The organism is Bradyrhizobium cosmicum (genome assembly GCF_032290525.1).
GTDB lineage: Bacteria > Pseudomonadota > Alphaproteobacteria > Rhizobiales > Xanthobacteraceae > Bradyrhizobium > Bradyrhizobium cosmicum_A.
Genome location: NZ_JASXTA010000034.1, coordinates 1 through 23,548 on the forward strand (window position 1 = coordinate 1; position 23,548 = coordinate 23,548).

Sequence of the window (23,548 nt, forward strand, 5' to 3'; positions counted from 1 at the left end):
TCGTGGGAGCCTTAAACGGCGCCCAGTCTTTGGCACTCTCGTGCCCGTGGAGGAGCCGTCCACAGCATCATAAGCGGACGCGCGTCGAGCATCAGGGCTGAGTTGATTCCGGGCCAATACCCGGAAGGCGGCACTCACGGACCCCGAACGTGTTTTTCTCGCACTTTGCGGCATCGCGAATTGCCACGTGTTGTGCGAAAAATTCCTTAGACCAATCGCGCATGTCGGCCTTCTGGATTGCTTCCAGCATGATCCCGCGCTGAGGATCGTCTCGAAGCGTTCCGACAACGATTCCCCGCCCGACGCCAACGTGGCCGCAGCTACTGGTGTACACGAATATCTTGAGATATTTGGCATCGATTGATCCCTTGATCACTCGATCCACGCGCGCGTTCATGAGTGTGATGGTCGGGAAATTACCGTCGTGCGCGTAGCTCACATCCGTTGCGTCATAGATGGTCGCTTCGATGACAACCGGTGCATTGATGTTGATCGGAACATGCTCGAAGAGGATGCCTCGTAATGATGCTGGTGAACCCGGCATCACACAGGCCACGACGTGAGTGCAAGCAGCGCAATAAGCCATCAAACAGACAGCCCATGTGCGCATATTCGTCAGCCAATTTTTGATCATCGCGCGAAGATGCCAATTCTCTGCAATGTCCGCAACGGGTCACGAGCGGCGGTCGAGCCACGTGCAGCTCGGCGTCCGGTTTAACCGCGACAGCGGACACCAAGGCGAATGACGTGGTCTTCGGCTTTAGGCCAGAAGCAGAGGGTAGGGTTGGCACCGGCTGCGGTTCAACGCTGTCAGATTTCGCCGGCTCTAAGTGTTGCCAAGAGCGTCTAACACGAACTTGATTGGTTCGGGACGACGTGAGTGCTCACCCTCGAAGGACTTCCTCCACCAGTCCATGTCTCGATACATGAATATTGGTGGGAACGCAGGAGCATCGAAATAAGGGGCTTCCCAGAAAGAAACGAGATTGTTGTGATCCCTTGAAATCAATCTAAGTTCTAGAGTGCTGCTGCTATAGACTGTTCCGCCGTTTTGGTGCCGTGACGGGGCGGCCTCATCGGTCAGTAAGCGCAGGTGTGGCTCCGCGATTTGCGGGAAGATATCGAACCGGCGTCCAACTTTTGTAACAGAGACGCATGCGGTTGATTTGCGAGTCTCGTCGTGGCGATAGAGCGACAGCGCGTTGTAGTGAGGCGCAGCGCATGCAGAACCTGCTATTCGTTCAAAAGAGTACCAATCATCGCCAATCAAGCCGTAGGATCTCTCAAAACGATCAAGTTCAACCAGCGTTTTTGCTATTGAGCCGCCGACATTCATCCAAGTTGTGAGAAATACGCGAGGCCTGCTATCTGGAGTGATCCTCTCCCGTGGCCAAGATGTCACCTCGGCCTTACGCGCGTTAGGAGCCACGAGACGCGCATCGGCGACCGCATAGACGTAGCTCGCGAGCGGAAAAATGGCTGCCCCCGCAAGAAATAGGGCGAGCAAATGCTGTCGCCGGTTGATTGCGAGCCAGGAAGCGTAGTGCATCCAGCAGGAGCACTAAGCTCGTGACTATTGAAACTGCATCCGCAACAGCCGAGAGGTCTTCACGGGTCATGCCCGCCTCCTGACTGTTTACCCCTTAGAATCAGAGGCTCGATATTTCGAGCCGAACGCAATGGTGCGATCAACTGATTCGCTGTCCGTTGTGCGAATTAGCTGTGCACGATCAAACAAAAGAGTTCGACGAGCACGTCTTGAAATACTGCGTGTCGGACCCACTTTCCTCGCGACAACGAGCTAGTCGGAGGAGTGACGGCGGGGCACCTTGACCGGACCAAAACAGGCTAACCCACCCGCAACACTGCTGGCCTAATGCGTGAACCGACTACGGCAAGGGACCTCACGCAAGGGAAATAAGGAGCACCGATGGGTGTTTTCCTTCTTCTCGAAGCCAGTCAGCCGCACGGTAGGACATACCGGATCGGATTTGGATGGACTTTTCATCCCACGCTGGTTTCGGTCATGGCCGCATTCGGGCGGTTGATCTAAGGGAGAGGGCACCCCGTTGGGTGCCCTTTTTCCTGCCTCATGCAGCCTCGAAACGGTCTTGAAGTTCGGGTGAAGGAGAGCGGCGGAGCGCCCGGCCAAATATTCGAGTTTGCGCCCGGCCTGTCACCACACACCAACACTACGTGGGCAACTACCATTCTACGAACAACTGACACCATCGACGGTAGACGAGGTCTGTCTTGTGGGTTATGTGCATCCCGCCGTCGATAAGGGGTAGCTCACCGCCCTCTCGATTTGGCAGCAGTGTCGCTCTAGATGATCCCCCAAAGAGGCCCGATCTCGCGAACGACTACGGATGAATATGGAAAGTTTCTAGGGAATGCTCACTGGGAAACCATTGATTTCTCTAGGATTTTTCCAAGGAAAGGGTTTTCCGCAATGAATTTCCGTTACTTGGCCGCGTCCGTACGGCCGCGCGGGCGACTTCTCGCCTTGTTGACGGCGACGGCGTTGACCGCTCCGTTTGCCGCCGAGGCCCAGACCCCGGCGCCGGCTCCCGGCGCGCCCGCCGCACCCAAGGCTGCTCCGGCCGCCCCGAAAGCCGCTCCCAAGGCAGCCCCCAAGGCTCCGGCGCCAGCCGCTCAGGCACCCGCCCAGCAGGCTCCCGCTCAGGGCGCTCCGGCGCAACAGGGCGCGGCCCAGCCGGCTGATCAGCAGATCCAGCTGATCTACGCCCCCTGGACCAAGTTCTGCCTCAAGGGCCAGGACGCCAACGCCAAGCAGGTTTGCTTCACCGGCAAGGACGGTCGCATCGAGTCGGGCCAGCCGGTCATCGCCGCCGTGATCATCGAGCCGGAAGGCGAGCCGAAGAAGATTCTGCGCGTGACGCTGCCGCTCGGCATGCAGCTCGTGCACGGCACCCGCATCATCGTGGACAACAACGCGCCGCTCCAGCAACCGTATGTGATCTGCTTCCAGAACGGCTGCATGTCGGACTACGAGGCGAGCCCCGAGCTGATCGGCAACATGAAGAAGGGCCAGAATCTCGTCGTTCAGGCCATCAATGCCAACGGCGCGCCGTTGACGCTGCCGCTGCCGCTCGCCGGCGAATTCCAGAAGGCCTATGACGGTCCGCCGACCGATCCGAAGCAGTTCGAGGAAACCCAGAAGAAGCTCCAGGAAGAGCTTCAGAAGAAGGCCGAAGAGCAGCGCAAGAAGCTCGAGCAAAACGGTGGTGCGCCCGGCGCCGCTCCGGCCGGTCAGAAGTAATCGGGGCTCAAATCCCGGACATGAAAAAGGCGCTCGGTTCGAGCGCCTTTTTTGCTGGCCGCTTGATGGCGGCAAAACTCAGTTCACGCCCGCTGGCTCAGTTCAGCGACGGATTGCGCGGGCGGTAGCCGCCGCCCTTGTCCTTGATGAAGATCTCGGCAACCTGCGAATGCCGGATCGGCTCGCCGGTCTCGTCGGCCAGGAGGTTCTGCTCGGAGACATAGGCGACGTATTCCGAATCCGCGTTCTCCGCGAGCAGGTGATAGAACGGCTGGTCCTTGTGGGGCCGTATCTCCTCGGGGATCGACAGCCACCACTCCTCGGTGTTGTTGAATTCCGGATCGATGTCGAAGATCACGCCCCGGAACGAGAATATCCGGTGGCGCACGACCTGTCCGATCTGGAACTTGGCGGTCCGCGCTTTAATCATTCCCCGTCGATAGACCAGGATTGTGGCCGATGCTAGTGCCCTGATCTGGAATTAACCTTCGCGTAAGGGGCAGATAGCCCCCAAGTCCTCAGAAAACACTTCATCAATGGTCGATATCCTCAATCTGGCGCTACCCTATTTCGGCTTGATCTTCGTCGGATTCGCTTGCGGCAAGACCAAATCATTGCCGGAATCGGGCCTCGCCTGGATGAACTTCTTTCTGCTCTACGTGTCGCTGCCGGCGCTGCTGTTCGCGATCATGTCGAAGACGCCGTTCTCCGAATTGAACAACCCGCCGTTCCTGGTCGCGACCACGCTCTCGACGGTTGCCGCATTCACCCTGGCGCTGGTCGTCGGGAAGGTTTTGGGACGGCTGACGCTGCGCGAGGCAACGCTTGCGGGCCTCTCCGGCGGCTACGGCAATATCGGCTATATGGGGCCGGGGCTGGCGCTTGCCGTGCTCGGACCGAAGGCGTCGGCGCCGACCGCGCTGATCTTCTGCTGCGACAGCATCTTCCTGTTCACGGTCGTGCCGCTGCTGATCGAGCTCTCCGACCGCGATCATCCCTCGATCGTGCACGCCTTCGGCGTCGTGCTGAAGCAGATCGTGCTCAACCCGCTGATCATGTCGGCCTGCTTTGGCGCAGCCGTCGCCGCCCTCCATATCGAGCTGCCGGTCGCGCTCGACCGCACCATCACCTTTCTCCAGAACGCAGCCGCCCCGACCGCGCTGTTCGTGCTCGGCGTGACCGTGGCGCTCCGCCCGTTCAATCGCGTGCCGTGGGAGGTGCCGGGCGTGATCGCGGTGAAGCTATTGATCCATCCGCTCGCAGCGTTCGGCTTGATGCTGGCGTTTGGGCCGTTCGCGCAGCCCTGGGCCGCGACCGCCGTGCTGATGGCGTCGCTGCCGCCGGCGCTGAACGTGTTCGTGATCGCCCGGCAGAACGACGCCTGGATCGAATCCGCCTCCGTCGCGGTGCTGCTCGGGACCTTTGCCTCGGTGGTCACGCTGACCAGCGTGATGTGGGCGATCCAGACCGGCCGGCTGGTGTTTCCCTGAGGAGCGGCTACCGCCGCCAGGTCGGTGTCAGCCCCTCGCGCATCGCAAAACGCCGGAGCGGGCCGATGGCGCCGAGCAGATGCATGCCGACCGCCCGCACGGGCTGCAGCGGCAGGAAATCGTTGAGCAAGGAGCGGTTGGCGATATCGATCGCGAACGTGCGGCTCAGGACGTCCGGACGCCGCGCGCGGTCGTAGCGCTTGAGCACCTCGTCCGCGCCGGGATCCTGGCCCGCCGCGACGGCTTCGCCTGCGAGCCTGGCGATGTCGGCGGCATCGCGCAGACCGAGATTGAGACCCTGGGCGCCGATCGGCGGGACCACATGGGCGGCTTCGCCGACGAGCGCGATGCGGTCGCGGCCGAAGCATCTGGGGCGTTCGATCGCGAGCGGGAACAGGTTGCGCCCAGGCTCAACCGTCATGCGTCCCAAGATGGAATGCGACTGCTTCTCGATCGCGGCGGACAGCTCCTCGTCGCTCAAGCCGCGAAGCCGCTCGGCCTCCGCGGGAGCTGCGACCCAGACGACGCTGGAGCGGTCGCCGGGCAGCGGTACGAACACGCAGGGTCCGTGGGGCGTGTGGAACTCGGTCGAGACGTTGCGGTGCGGACGCGCGTGGCCGACATTGAAGGTCAGGGCGGTCTGCGTCAGCTCGCGCCGCGTCACCGCAATGCCGGCGGCCTCGCGGCACAGCGAGTGGCGGCCGTCGGCGCCGACCACGAGCCGGGCCGAGAGGAATTGCGCGGACGCCGTGCGGATGGCGACGCCGTCCGTTTCGATGACCACGCTTTCGGCCTCGTCGTCGAAGCGAACCAGGTTGGGTAATTCGGCCGCGCGCTCCTCCAGCGCCAGCATCAACGAGCGGTTGTCGATGTTGTAGCCGAAGGCGTCGAGCGCGATCTCGTGACAGGAGAACCGGACCTCGGGGCTGCGGAACAGCCGGCCCGTGTCGTCGACGAGCCGCATGACTTCGAGGGCCGCCGCCTTGTCCTTGCAGCGCGGCCAGACATCGAGCCTCTCCAAGAGATCGACCGAGGCGCCAAGCAGGGCGGTGGTGCGGTTGTCGGCATAGGGTGCGCGCCGTGCCACCAGCGCGGTCCGTGCGCCCGCCTGCGCCAGCGCGATGGCCGCGGCCAGTCCCGCCGGTCCGCCGCCGATCACGGCCGCGTCATGGAGTGTCGATGCGTCTGTCATGGAAGGACATTTGACACGCCCCGCGGCAAATTCAAGCCCAGCTATTTTTCCTTTGTTTTAACGCGAATTGTGCGACCGGGCGCCGCAATGGCTTATGTGCAAATCGGTGCCATTCTGATAGCAGGAGCCATGGATACTGAGTTGGATACCCAGCAGGATTCCCTGAAGCCGAGACCGGTGATCCGCGCCGCGGCCTTCTCGGTGCACATCTTCACCGCCTTCGGCGCGGCCATCGCGCTCCTGGCGATGCTGGAAGCCGTGCGCGAGCATTGGGCGGCGATGTTCGGATGGCTGGGTGTAGCGCTCGTCATCGACGCGATCGACGGCCCGATCGCGCGCCGGCTCAACGTCAAGCATGTGCAGCCGAACTGGTCGGGCGACGTGCTCGACCTCGTGGTCGATTTCGTCACCTATGTGTTCGTGCCGGCCTATGCGATCGTGGCCAGCGGCCTGCTGCTGCCGGTGGCTGCTCCCTTGCTCGGCATCGCCATCATCGTCACCAGCGCATTGTATTTCGCCGATCTGCGCATGAAGGCGGACGACAACCATTTCCGCGGCTTCCCCGCGCTGTGGAATGCGGCGGCGTTCTACCTGTTCCTGCTGCACTGGCCGCCGCTGTGGTCGACGCTGCTGGTCGCGGCACTGGTGGTGCTGACCTTCGTGCCTTTCCACGTGCTGCATCCGGTCCGTGTCGTGCGGCTGCGCTGGCTGACGATGTCGCTGATCGCGATCTGGGCCATGCTGGGCCTCTACGTGCTGGAGATGGACTTTCACGTCGGCACCGGCGTGACGGTGGCGCTCTGTGCGATCGCGCTCTGGATCAGCTTCAGCGACGCAATGATCCGTTTGGCAAGATCCTTCGCATGATGCACCTGCTCACCAGCCCCGAAGCCTGGGCTGCGCTGCTGACCCTGACCTCGCTCGAGATCGTGCTCGGCATCGACAACGTCATCTTCCTGTCGGTGATCGTCTCGCGCATCCCCGAGAAGCAGGCGCATCGCGCCCGCCAGATCGGGCTCGCGCTGGCGCTGGTCTTCCGCATCATGCTGCTCAGCGTGCTGGTCTGGCTGATCGGCCTGACCGCGCCGGTATTTTCATTTGGCGGTTACGACTTCTCCTGGCGCGACCTGATCCTGATCGGCGGCGGCCTGTTCCTGATCGCCAAGGCGACGCACGAGATCCACGCCGAGGTCGAAGCCGACGACGGCGAGGACGACCGGAAATCCGGCGCTAACGCGTTTTTCTGGGTGATCGTCCAGATCATCGTCATCGACATCGTGTTCTCGCTGGACTCGATCATCACCGCGATCGGCATGGCGCAGGACATCGAGATCATGATCGCCGCCGTCGTGATCGCCTGCCTGATCATGTACATTTCGTCCGGGCCGGTGTCGCGATTCGTCGCGGAGCATCCGACCACGAAAATGCTCGCGCTTGCGTTCCTGGTGCTGATCGGCGTCGCGCTGGTCGCGGACGGATTCCAATTCCACATTCCGCGCGGCTATATCTACTTCGCAATTGTGTTCTCGGCGGCGGTCGAGTTCTTCAACGTGCTGGCGAAGCGCAATCGCAGGAAGATCGGCAAGGGGTCTGCTTAATCGTTCCAGCCGGCGCCTTGTTGACAAGGCGCGCGCGATGTCTTTCGCTTGCCGGCGAGAAGAGGAGGTCAGACGATGACCAAAGCCGTCCGTGTACACAAGGTCGGAGGCCCCGAAGCCCTGGTCTATGAGAGCGTCGACGTTCCGGCGCCCGCTACCGGCGAGGTGCGCATCCGCCAGCATGCGGTCGGCCTGAACTTCATCGACGTCTATTACCGCACCGGCCTCTACAAGGCGCCGGGGCTGCCCTTCATCGCCGGCAACGAGGCCTCGGGCGAGGTCGTCGCGGTCGGGCCGGGCGTGACCAATTTCCATCCCGGCGACCGCGTCGCCTACTATCACAACCTCGGCGCCTATACCGGCGAGCGCAACATTCCCTGGGAAAGGCTCGTCAAGCTGCCCGACCACATCACCCACGAGCAGGGCGCCGTGCTGATGCTGAAAGGGCTGACGGTCTGGTATCTGCTGCACAAGACCTTCAAGGTCGAGCCGCATCATCGCGTTCTGATTCACGCCGCGGCCGGCGGCATCGGCCTTCTGGCCTGCCAATGGGCGAGGGCGATGGGCGCCCACGTCATCGGTACGGTTGGCTCGCGCGAGAAGGCCGAGCTGGCGGAGGCCAACGGCTGCGAACACGTCATCCTCTACAACGAGGAGGACTTCGTCGCGCGCGTCAAGCAGATCAGCCGCAACGAGGGCTGCGACGTCGTCTATGACGGCGTCGGCAAGGCGACCTTCCCGGGCTCGTTGTCCTGCCTGAAGCCGCGCGGCATGTTCGTTTCGTTCGGCAATGCCTCAGGACCCGTGCCGCCGTTCTCGATCGCCGAACTCAACAATCACGGCTCGCTGTTTGCGACCCGGCCGAAGCTCAACGATTACGTCGGCACCCGCAAGGAGCTGCTGGAAGGCGCCGACACGCTGTTCGCCGCCGTCATCAACGGCAAGCTGCACGTGCCGATCAACCACGCCTACGCGCTCAAGGACGCCGCGAAAGCGCATATCGACCTCGAAAGCCGCAAGACCACGGGCGCGTCGATCTTGAAGCCGTAGCGCGCGTGTCCCGGACAAGCTGCAACGCGCGAGCGTTGCGGCGCAGAGCCGGGACCCAGATGCGACATTCAATGCGGAGAGATGGGCCCCGGCTCTGCAGCGCACCGCCGAAGGGGCGCTGCGCTGCGTCCGGGGCACGAGACGTTCTCTAAGCGACGCGTCTTGCCGCTCCGGCCCTGGTCAAGATCCCGTCGAGACAATCGATCATCTCGGCGATCTCTGTCTTCGAGACGTTCAGCGCCGGCATGAAGCGCAAGCTGTCGACCTGCGGTGCGTTCAGCAGCACGCCGGCCTCGAACGCCTGCGCGACGATCCCGGGCGCGATCGGGAGCTTGAGATCGAGCGCAAGCAGCAGCCCGCGTCCCCGCACGCCGCCGAGGCCGTGCCGGGCCGAGACCCTTTGCAGCTCGCTTTCGAGCAAGAGACCGGTCTCGGTGACGTTCTTGAGGAAGTCCGGCTTGCTGACTTCCTCGAGCACCGCAAGGCCCACGGCGCACATGATCGGGTTGCCGTTGAACGTGCCGCCCTGGTCGCCGTGCTCGAAGCAGGCGGCGCGCTCGGTCGCCAGCAGGGCCGCGAGCGGCACGCCGCCGCCGATGCCCTTGCCGAGCGTCATGATGTCAGGCGCAATCCCGGCGTGCTCGTAGTGAAAGAGCTTGCCGGTTCGGCCCATGCCGGTCTGGATCTCATCGAAAATGAGCAGCAGGCCATGCGCCTCGGTGAGCGCGCGCAGCTCCCGCAGGAACTGGTCGGTCGCGGGCCAAACACCGGACTCACCCTGGATCGGCTCCAGCATCACGGCGACGGTGTTGTCGTTGATCAACTTTTCGACCGAGGCGATGTCGTTGAGCTTCGCCTTCTTGAAGCCGGCGACCTTGGGCTCGAACAGCGGCTCGAACGCCTTCTTGCCGGACGCCGACATCGTCGCCAGCGTCCGGCCGTGAAAGCCGCCCTCGAAGCTGATGATCTCGAACGCGCCGCCTTTGTGCAGACTGCCATATTTGCGCGCGAGCTTGATCGCGCCCTCATTGGCCTCGGCACCGGAATTGGCGAAGAACACCTGGTCGAAGGCGCTGTTCGCGACCAGCGCCTGTGCAAGCTGGAGACTCGGCTCGTTGTAGAAGGCCGGGCTCGGCGTCAGCAGCCGCTTGGCCTGTGCGCCGAGCGCATCGGCGATCACGGCCGGGGAGTGGCCGAGGCAGTTCACGGCCCAGCCCTGCACGAAATCGAGATAGCGCTTGCGGCTGTCGTCCCAGAGGTACGAGCCCGCGCCGCGGACGAACACGGCCTTGGGCCGTGCGGTGATGTCCATCAGCGCGTCATACGGATGCGTCGTCATGTCGAACTCCTCTGGAGGCGGGTGAAAAAGCAAGGCGAATGAAAAAGACCTGCAAAAAGCAGAAAGGCCGCACCTTGCGGGTGCGGCCTTTCTCGAAAACTGGCTGAACTCAGTGGTTCAGCGGCGTCGTCGGACATGGCGCACCCTCTCATCGTCGCGGGAGCGACGACGGAGCATTTCGGTGCGCTGATGGGTCCGGGCGTTGATCATGGGTCGCGTCCCTACAGCCGAACGGCAGGGCTTGTCAAGCGGCCGTTTTGCAGGATGCTCGCCGAGCGTGCATCGAATAGGCAGATGCGTGCCTGCTCCGCATCGTTGCTGCAGTGCAGATCGCTTGACGATTTTGCAGACAAGCTGCGCCGGCTTTCGGCCTTGTGATTGCGATTCTACAATTACCGGGTAGCAACCATTGAACCTCTGGCGCGTTTGTGATCGCAGGACGCGACTTGGTTCGAACCGATTGCATGACGGCTCAGACCAAGAAGGTGGGACCAACCAGATAGTTTAAAAGCCTTGTCCGATACGCCTTATCCGATCGACCTCGACAGCATTCGCGGCGCGTTCCCGCCGGGCGTCGAGGCGCCGCCGCTGCTGGTCGACTTCGCCGGCTGGCTGCAGGGGCGCCCTTGGGGCAGCGTCGGCTGTTTCTCCCTGCTGGGTCAGTTCTCCGATCAGGCACCGATCGTCGACGGCAGTCCGTTGCGCGACCGGTTTTCGCTGTTCATGCGGCTGCCGGACGGCTCCGCCGTCGGCGGCTGGTATGGGGCCGGTCTCGACCGCGACAACCCGCCGATCGTCGGACTGGGCTCCGAGGGCGATTACGAATTGCTCGCGCCGAGCCTCGACGGGCTGCTGGCGAAATTGACATCGCAGCAATTCGACACGGCCTGGAGCGATCTGAAGCCGCACGATGAAGTCGAAAGCCAGACGGCCGAGCTTGCACACTGGCTTGCGGGGCGGCCGGTCGGCGAGACGATAGCGAGTGATGACGGCACGCCTGACATGCCCGACTTCCGCGGCTTCATGGAAAAATGGAGCCGGGACCGCGAGGACTATTGGGCCAATCACCGCTTGATGGCCGAACTCGGCTGGCGGCTCGCCGCCCATCTGCCCAAGGGCAAAAAGCCCTGGGACAGGACGCATTTCGAGGTCGCGATCGTCGGCAAGCAATACGAGGCCCGTGTGCTTTCGCGCGGGCCGCAGCCGTTCGAGGAAGCCGCCTCGATTGAATCCCTGCTGCGCGATCTGCGCGAGGAGATGCGCCGCGCGTATCCCGAGCTCGGGCTGTGGCAGGCGATGAATTTCGGGCTCTACGCCGACGGCCGGGTCATGCCGCGCTTCGACTACGACGTGCGCCCGACCATCGACGGCGAGCCCGCGCTGCTGTCTGAGGCACACGCCGATCTCGCCCGCGCTCCGCGCCCGGAGCGCTGGGTGCCGAAATGGCTGGCGGCATCCTGAAGCTCGGAATCCCGCGATGCTGCCGCCCGGCCGGCGCGCCGAAATCTGCTGCTGTCGTGTCATCCTGACCTCGCGGGAACGGCACCTTCGATCCCCCTTGACTTAGAGTGCGCTCGAAGGGGTATCTATCCGTGCGTCAGTACGAGAACGGGCACACATGAAGATCGGCGACCTCGCAAAACGAACCGGCTTGTCGACCCACACGTTGCGATATTATGAGCGCGTCGGGCTGCTGCCATATGCAGATCGGGATCGTTCCGGCCAGCGTGACTTTGACGCATCGATCCTCACATGGATCGCATTCCTCGGTCGGCTCAAGACCACGGGAATGCCGATCCGGGACATGTTGCGTTATGCGGCGCTTCGTGATGAAGGCGCAGCCACCGGGCCAGCCCGGCGGCAAATGCTGGAAATCCATCGACAACAGGTTCGCACGCAGATCGCCGAACTCCAGGAATGCCTGCTCGTCCTTGATACCAAGATCGCCGGCTATGCCGGCGACGAACAGAGGACGAAGGAAAATGACGCACGCCCAAACACAAGTCGAAAGCCGCTTCGACCGCGGCCAGCGGGCCCTGTCACGCATTGACGGCAGAGCCGGCGAAAAGGTCGTCGCCTCACTCGCCGACATCGCTCCGGATTTCGCACGATACGTGATCGAGTTTCCCTTCGGCGACATTTACAGTCGTCCGGACCTTGGCCTGCGCGATCGAGAGATCGCGACGATCGCCGCGTTGACGGCGCTCGGAAATGCCGCGCCTCAGCTCAAAGTGCATATCGAGGCGGGACTGAACGTCGGGCTGTCCCGCGACGAGATCGTGGAGATCATCATGCAGATGGCCGTCTATGCGGGCTTCCCGGCCGCGGTGAACGGGCTGTTCGCAGCCAAGGAGGTGTTCGCCGCGCGTGACGGACAGCAGGTGTCGGGAGATGCGACATGACGAACTTGCTCCAAACTCTGAGGCGCGCCGGTCTTGCCGGCGTGCCGCGGCCGGAACGTTGGGTGCGAAATGGCTGGCGAGAACCCTGATCGCAGCGACTTCGCCCTTGCGCCTGACGTCCGCTTGGTGATGCTGCCTTTGGCAAGTTATCGGCATCCGAGGCGCGGTTGATCAGGTCAGTTCAATTCGAGAAGATTGGCGACACGCCGACGCTTCCCGGTTTCTCGCTCGCTGCGAGCGGGGTGACGGGTGATCAGTCGCGGCTGTTCCTGTTTGTCGAGGAGTCCGGACGTCAGGCTGTGTTCGAGAGCGATCATGGCGGCATCGGCTCGTTTCCCCGCGCAAGAAGGGACGGTTCAAAGCGATTTCGCCTTCTGATGGAGAGCACTGGATCGGTCCAGTCGATTGATTTGCCGCCACTTGATCTTGCATTCCCAAAAGTGGACATGTTTCTCGACGGCCGGCTCTTGCTGGCCGCCACCAGGTGCAACTGGCGGGCCGCGGCGGATTACGACCTGAACGGAATCATCTTCGATCCTCGCACCGGGCAAGCGAACCGCGTCCTCTTCGGCGACGGCATCAGCGATCTCCAGATCGATGAACGCGGCCGGATCTGGATTGCGTATTTCGACGAGGGTGTTTTTGGAAATTATGGATGGGGACATCCGGGCGCCGCGCCGGTTGGGCAAGCCGGGCTAGTCTGCTTCTCGGCTCTCGGGGAGAAGATTTGGGAGTTTCCGAACGATGCCGGCCCTGCGATTTATGATTGCTGTGCGCTCAACGTGACCGGAGCGGAGGCCGCCATTGTCTCCTACCCGGATTTCCCGATCTGCAGAATTGACGCGGAATTTCAATTGACCTCGAAGCGCACAAAGCTCCGAGGCTGCCACGCGTTCGCAATGTCTGAGGCGGAGATTCTGTTTGCAGGGCAATACGGCGATCCACCCGATGTGGCCTGCATCGGACGATGGGATCGAGAAGGGATGATCCCTGTCCGGCGAGCACGCCTGTTGATGCCCGACGGCTCGGCGCGGCCCCCCGGCCGATTGCAGGGCCGCGGCAAGCATCTGTATCATTTCGGCGAGGACGGCATTTACCGGGCGACAGTGAGTTGAGGCTGTCGGCGGAGCGACGTCAGAACCCCGCCACGCTGCCGTGCAAATCGTACTGGTCGGCGCGCTCGATCTTCGCGGTAACGATCTCGCCGACGCGCAACGGACGGCGGCTGGTGAGATAGACCGCGCCGTCGATCTCCGGCGCGTCGGCTTTGGAGCGACCCTTGGCCACGGTCGGCCCGACCTCATCGATGATGATTTGCTGGCGCGTGCCGACCTTGCGCTTCAGCCGGCGCGCAGAAATCTTCTGCTGGCGGGCCATCAACGCGTTGTAGCGCTCCTGCTTGATCTCTTCCGGCACCGGATTCTCGATCGCGTTCGACGTGGCGCCGGCGACCGGCTCGTACTTGAAGCAGCCGAGACGATCGATCTCGGCCTCATCGAGCCAGTCGAGCAAATAGGCGAAGTCAGCATCGGTCTCGCCGGGGAAGCCGACGATGAAGGTCGAGCGCAGCGCGAGATCGGGACATTCCTCGCGCCAGCGCTTGATCCGCGCCAGCGTCTTGTCCTGCGCCGCTGGACGCTTCATCGCCTTCAGCACCTCGGGGCTTGCATGCTGGAACGGGATGTCGAGATAGGGCAGCACCTTGCCCTCATTCATCAGCGCGATGACCTCGTCGACATGCGGATAGGGGTAGACATATTGCAACCGCACCCAGGCACCGAGTTCGCCGAGCTCGCGCGCGAGGTCGATGAATTTGGCGCGGACCTGGCGGTCCTTCCACGGGCTCTCGGCGTATTTGAGATCGACGCCATAGGCCGAGGTGTCCTGCGAGATCACCAAGAGCTCCTTGACGCCGGCGCCGACCAGGCGCTCGGCCTCGCGCAGCACGTCATCGGCGGGGCGCGAGACGAGATCGCCGCGCAGTTTCGGGATGATGCAGAAGGTGCAGCGGTTGTTGCAGCCCTCGGAGATCTTCAAATAGGCGTAGTGGCGCGGCGTTAGCTTGATGCCCTGCGGCGGCACCAGGTCGAGATGCGGATTGTGGGCGGGCGGCAGCGCGCGGTGCACGGCATCCAGTACGCTCTCATATTGCTGCGGGCCCGTGATCGAGAGCACGCCGGGATAGGCCTGCTCGATCTGCTCGGGTTCCGCGCCCATGCAGCCGGTTACGATCACCTTGCCGTTCTCGGCCATGGCCTCGCCGATCGCCGAGAGCGATTCCTGCTTGGCGCTGTCGAGGAAGCCGCACGTATTGACGATGACGATGTCGGCCCCGTCGTGCTTGCGAGCGAGTTCGTAGCCCTCGGCGCGCAGGCGCGTGATGATACGTTCGGAATCCACCAATGCCTTGGGACACCCGAGCGACACGAAGCTGACCTTGGGCGCAGCCGTCTGATCCATATATCCAAATCTGCCTGATTGACCGGCCTGAGCTAGTCCCAATTGCCCATAATTACAACCCTTTGCATGGCCCGCGGCCGTGCTATGGATGAATCACCTGCCGTGAGTGAGCTATGAGCGCCGAACAGTCGCCCAAAATCGTGATCGTCGACGAAAGCCCGATCCGGGCTGCGATCCTCGAGGAAGGGTTGCGGGAGGCCGGATTCACGCAGATCGTCCACATCAGCGAGATGCAGAGCCTGCTCGCCCGTATTTATGCGGTGGACCCCGACATCATCCTGATCGATCTGGAAAACCCCAGCCGCGACGTGCTGGAGGCGATGTTCCAGGTCAGTCGCGCCGTGAAGCGGCCGATCGCGATGTTCGTCGACCAGAGCGATTCATCCTCGATCCAGGCCTCGGTCGAGGCGGGGGTCTCCGCTTATATCGTCGACGGCCTGAAGAAGGAGCGCATCAAGCCGATCCTCGACCTCTGCGTGTCCCGCTTCAATGCCTTCGCAAAACTCCAGGAGGAGCTGGAGCGCACCAAATCGCAGCTGGAAGACCGCAAGATCATCGAGCGCGCCAAGGGCATCCTGATGAAGGTGAAGGGCCTGACCGAGGACGAGGCCTATGTGCTGCTGCGCTCCACTGCGATGCGCGAGAAGAAGAAAATCGGCGAGATCGCCCAGTCGATCATCACCGCGTCGGAGATGCTGAAATGACCGCCCCCCTCCGCATCGGGTTCATCCCGCTGGTCGATGCTGCCGCCCTGATCGTCGCCGTCGACAAGGGCTTTGCCGCCGCCGAGGGCCTCGATATCGAGCTGGTGCGCGAGGTCTCCTGGTCCAACGTCCGCGACAAGCTCAATATCGGCCTGTTCGATGCCGCGCATCTGCTGGCGCCGGTGGCGATCGCGTCCTCGCTCGGGCTCGGCCACGTCAAGGTGCCGATCGCCGCGCCTTTCAATCTCGGCATCAACGGTAATGCGATCACGGTCTCGCCGGCACTCCATGCCGCGCTGATGGAAGAGATCGACGGTGACCGCTTCGATCCGCTCGTCACGGCGAAAGCGTTGGCGAAGGTGGTCGCCAAGCGGCGCAAGGCTGGCGTCGATCCGCTGACCTTCGGCATGACTTTTCCGTTCTCGACCCACAATTACCAGCTTCGGTTCTGGATGGCGGCGGCCGGCGTCGATCCCGACGAGGATGTGCGTCTCGTCGTGCTGCCGCCGCCCTACATGGTGGACAGCCTCAAGAGCGGCCACGTCGATGCGTTCTGCGTCGGCGCGCCCTGGAATTCGGTCGCGGTCGATCTCGGTATCGGCCACATCCTGCATTTCGTCGCCGACATCCTCGTGCGCGCCGCGGAAAAGGTGCTGGCTGTCCGTCAGGTCTGGGCCGAGAAGAATCCGGATGTGGTCGCGGCACTGGTGCGCGCGGCGGTGAAGGGCGCCGCGTTCATCGAGCAGCCTGCGAACCTCACCGAGGCGGCGCAACTCCTGGCAAAGCCCGAGCGGATCGGTGTCGATGCCGAAGTCATCCAGCGTACGCTCACGGGACGCCTGAAGATTTCGCCCGATGGTACCTTGCGCGAAAGCGGCCGTTACCTCCTGGTCGGACGCGAAGGGGCAGGGCGGCCCGATCCGGTTCAGGCTGCATGGCTCTATGCCCAGATGGTACGCTGGGGGCAGACCGCGCTGACCCCTGATGGCGTCAGGACGGCCATGGCCGTGTTCAGGCCGGATCTCTACGACGCGGCCCTGGGCCACCGGCCGCCTGAAGAGGCTCCTGCACCGTTCGGGGCATTTGCCGGCCCGACCTTCGATCCCGCCAACATCCGGGGGCATCTGGAGGCCTTCGAGGTAGGGCGCTGGAAGGCCTGATTCGATCCTGCATCGTTTTTGTGCGCATTGGTTCCGCGGCTAAATTTTGAGCTGGCTGCTCGAATTTCATGAGAGTTCCGACACCGGGATCTTCCGGGAAGGCTCTTAATCATTTGAAATTGCTTCACTTTAAAATTCCTCGAAGCTGGCACGCAACTTGAATGTTGCACTGCGGCCAGCATGTCACAGATGCCTGCTGAGCCGAGTCACGCAGCAACGAAGCTGACCGGACCGTTGGGTGCAAAGCGGGCTCTCGAGCCAGCCGAGTGCCTCGCGGGTCGTGCACTTTTCCGTCGATACCACCGAGGTGGCCGCAGGAGCTTCGTTACCGACCATGAAAATCGACACACTCTCAGTCGACTTTACCGACGACCAGAAACGCTACCTCGAGGGCTTCACGACCGGCTTGCAGATCAGCCGCGTCGGTCGAGGTCTTGGCGGTGGCGCCGGCAAGGCCAATGCCGAGCCGACCGGCCCCGATGCCGTGCACCTCAAGGCGCAGGACAAGGTCATTGCGTCGGGCAAGAAGCTCGCCGACCAGGAGAAGTTCAAGCGCGACGAGCATCCATTCGATGCCTATCCGCGGCTGCGCCAGCAGGCCATCGACAACGCGCCGCCAAGTCCGGCGGACAATTTCCGCTGGCGTTATTACGGCATTTTCTACGTCGCGCCGACGCAGGACTCCTACATGTGCCGGCTGCGCATTCCGAACGGCATCATGAAGCACTGGCAGCTGTCCGGCCTTGCCGATCTCGCCGACGAGCTCTGTGGTCCCTACAGCCACGCCACGACGCGCGCCAATCTCCAGCTCCGCGAGATCCCGCCGAAGAACGCGATCAAGCTGATCGAGGGCATCCAGGACCTCGGCCTGTGCTCGCGCGGCTCCGGCGCCGACAACATCCGCAACGTCACGGGCACGCCGACCGCCGGCATCGATCCGCAGGAGCTGATAGACACGCGGCCCTATGCGCGCGAGTGGCACTACCACATCCTCAACGATCGCTCGCTGTATGGACTGCCGCGCAAGTTCAACGTCGCCTTCGACGGCGCCGGCAGGGTCGCGGTGCTCGAGGAGACCAACGACATCGCATTCACGGCCTATGAGGTGAAGGACGGCTTCGGCGTCGAGCCCGGGGTCTGGTTCCGCCTCGGCCTCGGTGGCATCACTGGCCACAAGGATTTTGCAAAGTACTCGGGCATCGTGGTCAAGCCGGAGCAGGCGACCGCCGTTGCGGATGCCATCGTGCGCACGTTCATCGAGCATGGCGACCGCACCAACCGCAACAAGGCGCGGCTGAAATACGTGCTCGACGCCATGGGCCATGACGGCTTCCTCAAGCTGGTCGAGGAGCGGTTGAAGACGCCGTTCACCCGCGTGCCGGAAGAGGCGTTTGCGCCGCGGCCCGCTGCGGACCGGATGGCGCATGTCGGCGTGCACAAGCAGAAGCAGGACGGGCTCAACTGGATCGGCGTCTCGCTGACGCTCGGCAAGCTCACCTGCGATCAGATGCGGGGCCTCGCCAAGGTCGCGCGGGATCTCGGCGACGGGGATATCCGCCTGACCGTCTGGCAGAACCTGCTGATATCAGGCGTGCGCGACGAGAATGTCGAGCTTGCCATTGCGGCGATCAATCAGATCGGGCTTGCGGTCGAAGCCTCGCATATCCGCGCCGGCCTGATCGCCTGCACCGGCAATGCCGGTTGCCGCTTCGCCGCGTCGAACACCAAGCGCCACGCCGCCGAGATCGGCGACTGGTGCGAGCCGCGCGTCGCGATGGACAAGCCGGTCAACATCCACGTCACCGGCTGTCACCACTCCTGCGCGCAGCACTACATCAGCGACATCGGCCTGATCGGCGCAAGGGTGCCGGTAAACGAGGAGGACACGGTGGAGGGTTATCACCTCTTCACCGGCGGCGGGTTCGGCCCCGACGCCGATGTCGGGCAGGAGGTCTATCATGACCTCAAGGCCGAAGACGCGCCGAAGACGGTCGAAGGACTGCTCAAGGCCTACATCGCCCATCGCTCGTCTGCCGACGAAACTTTCCTGTCCTTTGCGCGCCGCCATGACGGCGAGACGCTGCGCAAGCTTGCCGATGCACAGGTGTCCGCATGAACCAGATCACGCCTCCGCCCAAGCTCGATATCATTCCCGCCAGCGCGCCGTTCTCCGACGCGCAGCGGTCCTGGCTCAACGGCTTCTTTGCCGGGCTGCTGTCACCTGATGCGGCAACGCCGCTGTCGGCGGAGCAGGGCACCGCCGTGATGCAAGCCGGTGACGGCGATGACGGCGAAGCGCCATGGCACGACCAGACCATGCCGATTGCCGACCGGATGAAGCTCGCCGAGGGACGACCCGTGCGCCGCAAGTTGATGGCGGCGATGGCGCAGCAGGATTGCGGCCAGTGCGGCTACAATTGCCACGACTATTCGGAGGCGATCGCGAGCCGCAGCGAGGCGCGGCTCAACCTTTGCGTCCCCGGCGGCAAGGAAACCGCGCGGATGCTGAAGTCGCTGTACGAGGAGCTGGACAAGGCGCCGGCGGCCAAGGTGACCAACAAAGCGTCCGACAAGCAGGACGCGGTGGCAGCTCCCGCCGTGACGGTGACGATCGCCGAGCCGGGCCGCTCGCGCGACAACCCCGTTGCTGCGACCTTCCTGTCGCGCCGCCTTCTCAACAAGGGCAAGTCGGAGAAGGAGACCTATCACGTCGAGTTCGATCTCGCCGAGAGCAAGCTCGACTACGTCGTCGGCGACAGCTTCGGCGTGTTCGCGCGCAACGAGGTCGGCCTTGTCGACCAGATCATCGCGCTGCTCGGCGCCTCCCACACCACCAAAGTCAACGGCAAGACGCTGCGGGAGGTGCTGATCGACGACGTGTCGCTGTCGCCCGCGCCCGACACGCTGTTCGAGCTGGTCTCCTTCATCACCGGCGGCGCGCTGCGCGAGAAGGCGCGGGCGCTGGCGCAGGGCGAGGATCCCGATGGCGATGCCGCCACCCTCGACGTCATGGCGGCGCTCCAGAAGTTTTCCGGCATGCGGCCGCATCCCGAAGCCTTCGTCGAGGCGCTGGAGCCGCTTCAGCCCCGGCTCTACTCGATCTCGTCCTCGCACAACGCCACGCCCGGAAAACTGTCGCTGACGGTGGACTCCGTCCGCTACGTCATCGGCAAGCGCAAGCGCATCGGCGTCGCCTCGACCTTTCTCGGCGAGCGCATCGCTGAGGGCGAGAAGCTGAAGGTCTATGTGCAGAAGGCGCACAATTTCGGCCTGCCGCAGGACCCGAAGACGCCGATCATCATGATCGGTCCCGGCACCGGCATTGCGCCGTTCCGCGCCTTCCTGCTCGACCGCAAGGCGACCGGCGCGCCCGGCAAGAACTGGCTGTTCTTCGGCCACCAGCGCAGCGATTGCGACTTCTTCTACCAGGACGAGCTCAACGCGATGAAGACCTCGGGCCTGCTGACGCGCATGTCGCTGGCCTGGTCGCGCGACGGCGAGAAGAAGTTCTACGTGCAGGACCGCATGCGCGAGGTCGGCCGTGAATTGTGGACGTGGCTCGCCGAGGGCGCGCATCTCTACATCTGCGGCGATGCCAAGCGCATGGCCAAGGACGTGGAGCGCGCGCTGGTCGACATCGTCGCCCAGTTCGGGGCGCGGTCGACCGACGAGGCCGTCAGTTTCGTCGCCGAGCTCAAGAAGACCGGCCGCTTCCAGGCTGACGTCTATTAATGCGTGCCGGGATCAGCGTAAATCGTCCCGGCGGCACAACCGCCGGGCGTCACGCCGAGAGCCGGCTTCTACTGTGCATGGGGTTGTTTTCGACATTTTTGGTTAGACGCCCCGATCCAGTTCCAATCCTCTCGAATCTTAGCGAATAAGATTCTCGGAACCTGCGGGTCAGGAGAATTTGCGCCTGCGACGGGGCGCCCGTAGAGAAGCCTCATCGCTATTTCCGCGGCCGTCTTGCCTCCCGCCGGGGTTGACCCTTCATAATCCGCAAATGGGGCGTTGGAGATCGACCATGCGCGAACTATCGGCGGAAGCCAGGCTGCACTTCTACGCGCGCTCGCTCTCGCAGCGGACCCGGGCGAGTGCCCATCATGTTGCGCTCTACAGCGCGTTCGCGCTCATTGCCGCCATTGTGTTCGGCACGCTCTCGGTGCACCCGTTCTGATCACGTCCCGCGCTTGAACGGCGCGACCTCGATCCCCGCAGCCTTCAATGCCTGACGCAGGCCGCGCGCGATCTCGACCGCGCCGGGCGTGTCGCCGTGAATGCAGACCGTGTCGGTCCGCATCTTGATGATCTTGCCCGTGACGGAGACCACCGCGCCGTCCTGCACCATGCGCACCACGCGGTCGGCGATCGCTTTGGCATCGTGCAGCACGGCGCCGGGCTTCTTGCGCGAGACGAGGTTGCCGTCGTCCTCATAGGCGCGGTCGGCGAACACCTCGTGCACCATCGGCAGGTTGGCCGCTTCACCGGCCTTCACCAGCTTGGAATTGGCGAGCACGACGAAGATCAGGCTGGGGTCGACCGCCTTGATGCCGGCGGCGATGGCTTTCGCGGTCATGTCGTCCTCGCAGGCGACGTTGGAGAGCGCGCCATGCGCCTTCACATGGGTCACCTTGTGGCCGGCCACGGTCGCGATCGCCTGCAGCGCGCCGATCTGGTAGGCGACGAGGTTCTCGATCTCGGAGGCCTTCAGGCCCGCGATCGGATGCCGGCCGAAGCCGTGCAGGTCGCGGTAGCCGGGATGGGCGCCGACCGAGACGCCGCGCGCCTTCGCCAGCTCGACGGTCCGGCGCATGATATCGGGATCGCCGGCGTGGAAGCCGCAGGCGACGTTGACCGAGCTTGCCAGCTCGATCATCGCGGCGTCGTTGCCCATCTCCCAGGCGCCAAAACCTTCGCCGAGGTCGCAATTGAGATCGACTGTCTTCATGGGATACTCTCCGCCTCTGGTCGTCTTGTCGTTCAGGGCTCCGCCGTGACTTGCCATGTTCCAGCGTCGACGGCGCTCACAGCATAACCCGCAACGTTGGCGTCGCTGAGGGCTTCGATGTTGAGCTCGACGGTGTCGGAGGAGCGCAGCCGATCGGGCAGGTTCCGGATCAGTTGCGCGAACTTCTTCGCCTCGTCCTGCGCCTCGGCCATGGTGACCTGGCGAAAACGGAACGCCGTTCCCGCCGAGGTCTGCGCGAGGCGTCCGACATCGGCCGTGATCACGGTTGCGATCTTGGGATAACCGCCCGAAGTGCCGCGGTCCATCATCAGCGCGATCGGCGCGCCGTTGCCGGGCACCTGGATGCTGCCGTTGACGGTGCCGTCCGAGACGATGTTGTGGCCGTGCAGATGCTTGATCGCGGGTCCCTCGAGCCGGTAGCCCATGCGGTCGGAAGTTGCCGAGATCTTCCACTCGCTATCGAGGAACAGCGCTTTATTGGCCTCGTCGAACTCGTCGTCCTGCGGCCCCAGCAGCACGCGGATCGGACCTGTCGCAGGCTTCGGCAATTCGATGCGCAGCTCCGGCACGCCGCTTGCGGCATCGACCGTGAATTCGTCGCCAGCCTGAAGCGGGCGGGGGTAGGGGCTGCCGAGACCGGCGCGCGCATTGACCGCAAGGCTGCCGAACACCGGCTCGCCCTTGATACCGCCTTCGATCGCCAGATAAGTGAACGCACCGCCGCGAGCGAAGCCGAGTGTCAGCGTCTCGCCGTCCTTCAGCGTCACCGAGGTGTCCAGGGCCACCGGCCGTCCGGCGACGTCTGCATTGCGCGGCGCGCCGGCAATGGCGAGGCGGACGGCCCCGTCCCTGGCCGTGAATGTCGCGCCGAACGGGCCGATCTCGACGGCAGCCGCGAACGGCGCGTTGCCGACAAGCGTGTTCGCTGCCGCCAGCGACAAACGGTCCATGGCGCCGCTCACCGTCAGGCCGTAGCGCTGCGCGCCGTGGCGGCCGCCGTCCTGCACGGAGCTTGCAGGGCCGATGCTGGTGATGACCAGCCGGCTCATGCGACCACCTGCTCGGCGATGATCTCGCCGGCCTCGGCGGCGCGGTCGAGATCCTCGAACGTCTTGTGGTCGATGGCGAAAAACGTCACGCGGTCACCGGGTTCGGTGAGAAAGGTCGGATTGCGGTGGAGCTGATAGGTTCTGACAGGCGTGCGGCCGAGCAGGTGCCAGCCGCTCGGCGCAGCCAGGCACTGGATTCCAGCCTGGACGCCGCCGATCGAGATCGTGCCGGCGGGCGTCAGCAGCCGCGGATTCTGGCGCCGCGACATGTGCAGGGATTTGTCGAGGCCGCTGAGATACGACCAGCCCGGCGTGAAGCCGATCATGGCGACGCGATAGTCGCCGCCGACATGACGGGCGACGATGTCGTCCGGCGTGGTGTTCAGTGCCTTGGCGACGTCCTCGAGGTCGATGCCGTGCTCGCCGCCATAGGCGACGGGAACGCGCCAGCGTCGCGCCGTCGTGGCCGGCGGCAGCGGCTGGCTGGCGAGCGCGAGCAGCTTGTCGCCGAGCGCGTCGAAGCCGATCCTGCCGGGATCGTAATGCACCAGCAGCGAGCGATAGGTCGGCACCGACTCGGTGACGCCATCGATGGGCGCCGCAACGAGTGCCTTGTCGAGCGCCAGCACGCGCTCGTTGGCGGCGTCGTCGATGGTGCGGCTGAACTCGACCGTGACGGCGCTGTCGCCACTGGGCAGAAGGCGGGGCGGGGGAAGCGTCGCGGCCATGGGCTGTCGAAATCGGGCTTCTGAAGACATGCGGGCTCAGCTTTGAGTTCCGCTTTTCTCCTGCTTCGCGTAAATGGACCCGCAAGTCCAATAAATTAATGCAAGGGGTGACGATAAAGCCTTG

General features: G+C 63.7%; 23 protein-coding genes. 14 read left to right on the plus strand and 9 right to left on the minus strand.

Annotation, left to right across the window (positions count from 1 at the left end):
- Positions 1-91 precede the first annotated feature (91 nt).
- Together QSV46_RS35980 and QSV46_RS35985 are read right to left on the minus strand one after the other, a co-directional pair.
- Positions 92-634, minus strand: a complete 543-nt coding sequence (locus QSV46_RS35980) for a hypothetical protein (protein ID WP_314962957.1) — start codon at positions 632-634, stop codon at positions 92-94.
- Between the two features lie 192 nt (positions 635-826).
- Positions 827-1,507: a hypothetical protein gene (locus QSV46_RS35985; RefSeq protein WP_314962960.1), complete on the minus strand. Its 681-nt coding sequence runs from the start codon at positions 1,505-1,507 to the stop codon at positions 827-829.
- Positions 1,508-2,452: 945 nt separating this feature from the next.
- On the opposite strand from QSV46_RS35985, the gene QSV46_RS35990 reads away from it, so the two are divergent.
- On the plus strand, positions 2,453-3,283 hold the full coding sequence (locus QSV46_RS35990; protein WP_314962963.1) for an invasion associated locus B family protein: 831 nt from the start codon (positions 2,453-2,455) through the stop codon (positions 3,281-3,283).
- A gap of 97 nt (positions 3,284-3,380) precedes the next feature.
- Here the strand turns inward: QSV46_RS35990 and hspQ are convergent, their stop codons facing one another.
- Positions 3,381-3,713 carry a heat shock protein HspQ gene (gene hspQ, locus QSV46_RS35995; protein WP_314962966.1) on the minus strand — a complete coding sequence of 111 codons (333 nt, stop codon included), beginning with the start codon at positions 3,711-3,713 and terminating at the stop codon, positions 3,381-3,383.
- 106 nt (positions 3,714-3,819) lie between these two features.
- Here hspQ and QSV46_RS36000 point away from each other — a divergent pair, with 106 nt between their 5' ends.
- Positions 3,820-4,773, plus strand: coding sequence for an AEC family transporter (locus QSV46_RS36000; protein ID WP_314962970.1), 954 nt, complete (start codon positions 3,820-3,822; stop codon positions 4,771-4,773).
- 7 nt (positions 4,774-4,780) lie between these two features.
- On the opposite strand, the gene QSV46_RS36005 is transcribed toward QSV46_RS36000, so the two are convergent.
- Entirely contained in the window at positions 4,781-5,965 is a 1,185-nt protein-coding gene (locus tag QSV46_RS36005; protein WP_314962972.1) for a UbiH/UbiF family hydroxylase, read from the minus strand.
- An 87-nt stretch (positions 5,966-6,052) separates the two neighbouring features.
- On the opposite strand from QSV46_RS36005, the gene pcsA reads away from it, so the two are divergent.
- The 3 genes from pcsA (at position 6,053) to QSV46_RS36020 (ending at position 8,613) form a co-directional block, all read left to right on the plus strand.
- Positions 6,053-6,832 (plus strand): phosphatidylcholine synthase, encoded by a 780-nt coding sequence (gene pcsA, locus QSV46_RS36010; protein ID WP_314962974.1) that lies wholly within the window; start codon positions 6,053-6,055, stop codon positions 6,830-6,832.
- Positions 6,829-7,563, plus strand: coding sequence for a TerC family protein (locus tag QSV46_RS36015; RefSeq protein WP_314962976.1), 735 nt, complete (start codon positions 6,829-6,831; stop codon positions 7,561-7,563). Before pcsA ends, QSV46_RS36015 begins: the two co-directional genes overlap by 4 nt.
- Positions 7,564-7,638: 75 nt before the next feature.
- On the plus strand, positions 7,639-8,613 hold the full coding sequence (locus QSV46_RS36020) for a quinone oxidoreductase (protein ID WP_314962977.1): 975 nt from the start codon (positions 7,639-7,641) through the stop codon (positions 8,611-8,613).
- 148 nt (positions 8,614-8,761) lie between these two features.
- Here QSV46_RS36020 and QSV46_RS36025 read toward each other — a convergent pair whose 3' ends face one another.
- Positions 8,762-9,952 (minus strand): acetylornithine transaminase, encoded by a 1,191-nt coding sequence (locus tag QSV46_RS36025; protein WP_314962979.1) that lies wholly within the window; start codon positions 9,950-9,952, stop codon positions 8,762-8,764.
- Between the two features lie 513 nt (positions 9,953-10,465).
- On the opposite strand from QSV46_RS36025, the gene QSV46_RS36030 reads away from it, so the two are divergent.
- From QSV46_RS36030 to QSV46_RS36045, 4 genes are all read left to right on the plus strand, one after another.
- Positions 10,466-11,413, plus strand: a complete 948-nt coding sequence (locus QSV46_RS36030) for a hypothetical protein (protein ID WP_314962981.1) — start codon at positions 10,466-10,468, stop codon at positions 11,411-11,413.
- A 157-nt stretch (positions 11,414-11,570) separates the two neighbouring features.
- Positions 11,571-12,002 (plus strand): MerR family transcriptional regulator, encoded by a 432-nt coding sequence (locus tag QSV46_RS36035; RefSeq protein ID WP_314962983.1) that lies wholly within the window; start codon positions 11,571-11,573, stop codon positions 12,000-12,002.
- A complete protein-coding gene (locus QSV46_RS36040; RefSeq protein WP_314963086.1) occupies positions 11,935-12,354 on the plus strand; it encodes a carboxymuconolactone decarboxylase family protein in 420 nt (139 codons plus the stop codon). The genes QSV46_RS36035 and QSV46_RS36040 overlap by 68 nt, the downstream gene beginning before the upstream one ends.
- Positions 12,355-12,521: 167 nt before the next feature.
- A complete protein-coding gene (locus tag QSV46_RS36045) occupies positions 12,522-13,469 on the plus strand; it encodes a hypothetical protein (protein ID WP_314962986.1) in 948 nt (315 codons plus the stop codon).
- Positions 13,470-13,488: 19 nt separating this feature from the next.
- Here QSV46_RS36045 and rimO read toward each other — a convergent pair whose 3' ends face one another.
- Complete coding sequence (gene rimO, locus QSV46_RS36050) at positions 13,489-14,814, minus strand: 30S ribosomal protein S12 methylthiotransferase RimO (protein ID WP_314962988.1); 1,326 nt, start codon at positions 14,812-14,814, stop codon at positions 13,489-13,491.
- 113 nt (positions 14,815-14,927) lie between these two features.
- Here rimO and QSV46_RS36055 point away from each other — a divergent pair, with 113 nt between their 5' ends.
- The 5 genes from QSV46_RS36055 to QSV46_RS36075 all read left to right on the plus strand — a co-directional run bounded on the left by QSV46_RS36055 (position 14,928) and on the right by QSV46_RS36075 (position 20,855).
- Positions 14,928-15,518: an ANTAR domain-containing response regulator gene (locus QSV46_RS36055; RefSeq protein ID WP_314962990.1), complete on the plus strand. Its 591-nt coding sequence runs from the start codon at positions 14,928-14,930 to the stop codon at positions 15,516-15,518.
- Positions 15,515-16,678, plus strand: coding sequence for a CmpA/NrtA family ABC transporter substrate-binding protein (locus QSV46_RS36060; protein WP_314962993.1), 1,164 nt, complete (start codon positions 15,515-15,517; stop codon positions 16,676-16,678). Before QSV46_RS36055 ends, QSV46_RS36060 begins: the two co-directional genes overlap by 4 nt.
- A gap of 334 nt (positions 16,679-17,012) precedes the next feature.
- Positions 17,013-18,794 (plus strand): NirA family protein, encoded by a 1,782-nt coding sequence (locus QSV46_RS36065; protein WP_314962996.1) that lies wholly within the window; start codon positions 17,013-17,015, stop codon positions 18,792-18,794.
- On the plus strand, positions 18,791-20,410 hold the full coding sequence (locus tag QSV46_RS36070; RefSeq protein WP_314962997.1) for a sulfite reductase subunit alpha: 1,620 nt from the start codon (positions 18,791-18,793) through the stop codon (positions 20,408-20,410). The genes QSV46_RS36065 and QSV46_RS36070 overlap by 4 nt, the downstream gene beginning before the upstream one ends.
- A gap of 292 nt (positions 20,411-20,702) precedes the next feature.
- Positions 20,703-20,855 carry a hypothetical protein gene (locus QSV46_RS36075; RefSeq protein ID WP_314962999.1) on the plus strand — a complete coding sequence of 51 codons (153 nt, stop codon included), beginning with the start codon at positions 20,703-20,705 and terminating at the stop codon, positions 20,853-20,855.
- On the opposite strand, the gene QSV46_RS36080 is transcribed toward QSV46_RS36075, so the two are convergent.
- Genes QSV46_RS36080 through pxpB form a run of 3 tightly spaced genes read right to left on the minus strand, consistent with a single transcriptional unit; the run spans position 20,856 to position 23,424 of the window.
- Positions 20,856-21,626: a 5-oxoprolinase subunit PxpA gene (locus tag QSV46_RS36080; RefSeq protein WP_314963001.1), complete on the minus strand. Its 771-nt coding sequence runs from the start codon at positions 21,624-21,626 to the stop codon at positions 20,856-20,858. It abuts the gene before it with no gap.
- Between the two features lie 32 nt (positions 21,627-21,658).
- A complete protein-coding gene (locus QSV46_RS36085) occupies positions 21,659-22,696 on the minus strand; it encodes a biotin-dependent carboxyltransferase family protein (RefSeq protein WP_314963004.1) in 1,038 nt (345 codons plus the stop codon).
- Positions 22,693-23,424 (minus strand): 5-oxoprolinase subunit PxpB, encoded by a 732-nt coding sequence (pxpB, locus tag QSV46_RS36090; protein ID WP_314963007.1) that lies wholly within the window; start codon positions 23,422-23,424, stop codon positions 22,693-22,695. Before pxpB ends, QSV46_RS36085 begins: the two co-directional genes overlap by 4 nt.
- Positions 23,425-23,548: the final 124 nt, after the last annotated feature.

What these genes read in the sequence shown, in the direction of transcription:
- QSV46_RS36065 (WP_314962996.1), top strand. Translation starts at nt 17,013, where the DNA reads ATGAAAATCGACACACTCTCAGTCGACTTTACCGACGACCAGAAACGC.
- QSV46_RS35980 (WP_314962957.1), bottom strand. Translation starts at nt 634, where the DNA reads ATGATCAAAAATTGGCTGACGAATATGCGCACATGGGCTGTCTGTTTG.
- QSV46_RS36020 (WP_314962977.1), top strand. Translation starts at nt 7,639, where the DNA reads ATGACCAAAGCCGTCCGTGTACACAAGGTCGGAGGCCCCGAAGCCCTG.
- QSV46_RS36025 (WP_314962979.1), bottom strand. Translation starts at nt 9,952, where the DNA reads ATGACGACGCATCCGTATGACGCGCTGATGGACATCACCGCACGGCCC.
- hspQ (WP_314962966.1), bottom strand. Translation starts at nt 3,713, where the DNA reads ATGATTAAAGCGCGGACCGCCAAGTTCCAGATCGGACAGGTCGTGCGC.
- QSV46_RS36055 (WP_314962990.1), top strand. Translation starts at nt 14,928, where the DNA reads ATGAGCGCCGAACAGTCGCCCAAAATCGTGATCGTCGACGAAAGCCCG.
- QSV46_RS36070 (WP_314962997.1), top strand. Translation starts at nt 18,791, where the DNA reads ATGAACCAGATCACGCCTCCGCCCAAGCTCGATATCATTCCCGCCAGC.
- pxpB (WP_314963007.1), bottom strand. Translation starts at nt 23,424, where the DNA reads ATGGCCGCGACGCTTCCCCCGCCCCGCCTTCTGCCCAGTGGCGACAGC.
- QSV46_RS36080 (WP_314963001.1), bottom strand. Translation starts at nt 21,626, where the DNA reads ATGAAGACAGTCGATCTCAATTGCGACCTCGGCGAAGGTTTTGGCGCC.
- QSV46_RS35990 (WP_314962963.1), top strand. Translation starts at nt 2,453, where the DNA reads ATGAATTTCCGTTACTTGGCCGCGTCCGTACGGCCGCGCGGGCGACTT.
- QSV46_RS36035 (WP_314962983.1), top strand. Translation starts at nt 11,571, where the DNA reads ATGAAGATCGGCGACCTCGCAAAACGAACCGGCTTGTCGACCCACACG.
- QSV46_RS36040 (WP_314963086.1), top strand. Translation starts at nt 11,935, where the DNA reads ATGACGCACGCCCAAACACAAGTCGAAAGCCGCTTCGACCGCGGCCAG.
- QSV46_RS36000 (WP_314962970.1), top strand. Translation starts at nt 3,820, where the DNA reads ATGGTCGATATCCTCAATCTGGCGCTACCCTATTTCGGCTTGATCTTC.
- QSV46_RS36005 (WP_314962972.1), bottom strand. Translation starts at nt 5,965, where the DNA reads ATGACAGACGCATCGACACTCCATGACGCGGCCGTGATCGGCGGCGGA.
- pcsA (WP_314962974.1), top strand. Translation starts at nt 6,053, where the DNA reads ATGGCTTATGTGCAAATCGGTGCCATTCTGATAGCAGGAGCCATGGAT.
- QSV46_RS36075 (WP_314962999.1), top strand. Translation starts at nt 20,703, where the DNA reads ATGCGCGAACTATCGGCGGAAGCCAGGCTGCACTTCTACGCGCGCTCG.
- QSV46_RS36085 (WP_314963004.1), bottom strand. Translation starts at nt 22,696, where the DNA reads ATGAGCCGGCTGGTCATCACCAGCATCGGCCCTGCAAGCTCCGTGCAG.
- QSV46_RS36015 (WP_314962976.1), top strand. Translation starts at nt 6,829, where the DNA reads ATGATGCACCTGCTCACCAGCCCCGAAGCCTGGGCTGCGCTGCTGACC.
- QSV46_RS36060 (WP_314962993.1), top strand. Translation starts at nt 15,515, where the DNA reads ATGACCGCCCCCCTCCGCATCGGGTTCATCCCGCTGGTCGATGCTGCC.
- rimO (WP_314962988.1), bottom strand. Translation starts at nt 14,814, where the DNA reads ATGGATCAGACGGCTGCGCCCAAGGTCAGCTTCGTGTCGCTCGGGTGT.